At 33.2% G+C, this 3,197-nt stretch carries 1 protein-coding gene; it reads right to left on the bottom strand.

All coding sequences use genetic code 11. The features are described 5' to 3' along the window. Positions 1-3,038 (bottom strand): CocE/NonD family hydrolase (locus RYK07_RS08905; RefSeq protein ID WP_314853501.1); only part of this gene is annotated, 3,038 nt, incomplete at its 3' end. Positions 3,039-3,197: the final 159 nt, after the last annotated feature.

Below are 3,197 nucleotides of genomic sequence, written 5' to 3' on the forward strand. Positions count from 1 at the left end.
ACTTGAACCCAACCTGTTTCCATTTTTCCATCTTGATCTAAATAGTACCATTTATTAGAAACTTCTAACCAACCTTTTTCCATAGCTCCTGTTTCATTTAAATAATACCATCCATTCTTATAATAGAACCATTCATTACGAGCATATTTACCATCTTCTTTTAAGTAATACCATGAACTGTAATTTTCATCATATATCCATTCACTTGCTGCCATTGTACCATCATTTTTCAAGTAATAATCATCTTTCCAAGTGTTTTTAGCAGATGTTCCATCTTGTTTGAAATAGTACCATTTTTGATGTTGTTCATCATAAATCCATTTATCTGTTACTTTTTGTCCATTTTCATCATAATAGTACTCCCCTTGGAATCCGACTTTTTTAGTTGGAGTTGACACACTAGTATTTCCTTGTGAAGTTCTCACCGCTTCTGTTGTAGGAATCTCTGCTTCTGGTAATGCTGGTCGTACTTCAGGTTCGCCCTTTTCTGTTACTACACCTTCTGACAATTCTGGTTGTACAGCTAGTTCTCCATTAACTCCACCTTTAAATTCTGGTAATGCAGGTTGAACTTCTGGTTCACCTTTTTCTTCAATAACATCTTTAATTGGTAAGTATTTTGCAGTTAGTGTAGCATCTTTTTCAACAACTGGTAAAACTGCTTGAATAGATTCTGTTTGAAGACGAATTTGATATTCTTTTTCAATCGATAAATCACTTAAATCATAAGGATTTAAAACTAAAACTAAACGATGTCCTTTTTCAACTTTATATACATTTGGTTGTAAATACATTGTATACTCATGAAATTCTCCAACTTTTGGTTCAATAAAATCTGTTGAAGAACTTGACTCATATTTAGAGTTTGGACTTGCTAAGTTAATCCAACCTTTTGCGATAACTTTTTGTTTCGTAGGAGCGGTCTTGAAATTCTTCACATCTAAGTTTTGAAGTGTTCCACCTTGCCAAAATGCACCTTGTAGACCAGAATCATTTGCACTACCATCTACTACCGCATCGAATTCTTTATCTGAAACATCCATTAATACTCCATACATTTGGAAATTATGGCCTTCTCCTTTTTCAAGGGCTGCTTTGAAGGTAACTGGAATATTCCCTTTAATCGTTACATCTTCAGTCACTTCTGCTGCATAACTTGCATTCGATTTTGAAGAAACTCTTGAAATCTTTTCAAAGCGATTTTCTTTATCTAATTTTGCACTAGCATAATCACTAGAAATAACTGTTTCTTTTTCTTTATTATCTGCTTTTAATACTAATTGATGTTCACTTTCCCAGCTGCTATATTCTGTCCAATGATTCACATTATTATTATCTTGAACCATCACCGGTGGTAGTGATTCTACTTTATTATCTACATTATATAAGAAATGAGAGAACCATTCATTTAATAAATCATAGTAATCTTGACCATTTCGTTGGGTACCAAAATTATGAGACATTGCTGCTGGATAAATATGATCCCCTTGGTGAAGATACATTTTTGTTAATACTCCAGCTTTTTTCAACGCTTGATACATTAATTCAACATGTTTTGTTTTTACATTATCATCATTTAAACCATGAACTAATAATGCTGGAACTTTTAATTGAGGAGAAAGTGTATAATCTCTTTCTTTCCAAACATCACTATAGAAATGTTCATGAGTATTTTGATCATGATTTAATTGATTAATATAAGAAGAATAATTATTCCAAATCTTATACCAATCTTCTTGTTCAAACATACGACTTGTTACATAAATAGATAACCAAGATAAGTTACTAAAAGGTTCAGAACTATATGGTGTTCCTTGACTATTAAAGTAATCATACCAAGAAACAATCCCTGCAGCTGGTACAATTGTTTTTAATCCAGAAACTCCTGTTGCTCCTACTCCGAAAGTAGAAGTACCTGCCCAAGATAAACCTGTCATGCCGACATTTCCATTTGCCCAATCTGCTTTAATTTCGATATTATTTTCTCTATCAGTATAGGCTCTTCTTTTACCGTTAATCCATTGAATAATATTTTTAAATGCGCCAATTTCTAAATCAGATCCAACAGTATTATATCCTTCTGATTCTTTTGTTCCTAAACCTGCACTTGAAACAAATACATAACCACGAATTAAGAAATAATCATACCAGTTTAAATCTTCAAAATCATTAAATCCTTCCCACTCATTATAATAATACCAAGAAGAAGAACTTGCATTTTTAGCTGCTTCAAGAGTAGATTGTACACCAGCAGGTACTCTACGTTTCGGTTTTAATCGCAACCAATTCATATCATAAGTACCATCCGTTGGTAAATTATGACTTTCTAATGTTACATGGTTCTCATCTAATGTTCCTGCTACATAAGGTCTTGCTTCAAAAATGGTAGAAGCTTTGTAATCCCCTTGCGCTACCGCTTTAGGCATTTGAACGATTGCTTTAACAAGGTCACGTTTTCCATCTCCATCTGTATCATAATCTGTTTCGACAAATACCGGAAAACGAACAATATCACTTTTATCAAATGAATACTCCTCTGGATTTAACTGACCTGTTGAATAAGGAAAAATTGGTTGAGCTTTCCCATTTAAAAATAGAGGTGATTTCTTTTCAGCACGATAAGCATCATGCAATTTTTGAGCGATTGAAACTAATGAATCAAATTCTGTAATCACTTGAGAAATATCTTCACCTGGTTGAATCAAACCTAAGCTTTCTGCAAATCGTAATTGATCACTTTCAGTTTGTCCAATTAATTTTTGGGTTGTATCTGCCCATTGTAATAGTTCTAATACTGCTTCTTTTTTCGTTACTTGTCGATTCGCAAAATTAGGTTTTCCTTTCTCTTCTAATGTTGGTTTTGAAGTAGCTGCACTATCTTCTCCAACTTTAGGAGTTGTTACTTCACTCGTTGGTGTTGTAACAGTAGTTGAACTAGTTTCCTCTGCTTGCACTCCTCCATTAGAAAGTAATGTCATTAAGACGATTGCGGAAGCTCCCACAAGCTTCCAATTCCATCCACGTTTTTTAAATTCCATTGTATATCCTCCTTATAAGAATACGCTTTTTTACCCAAGATTAACACCTTTAAATGATAGAGTCAAACAATATTGTTTGCGCTTACATGTTTGTAAAGTAAAAAGGCTCATCGACAAATTCTGTTGGTGAATAAAATTTAACACCAAATTAAGTCTTTA

Source organism: uncultured Granulicatella sp. (assembly GCF_963528315.1).
Lineage (GTDB): Bacteria > Bacillota > Bacilli > Lactobacillales > Aerococcaceae > Granulicatella.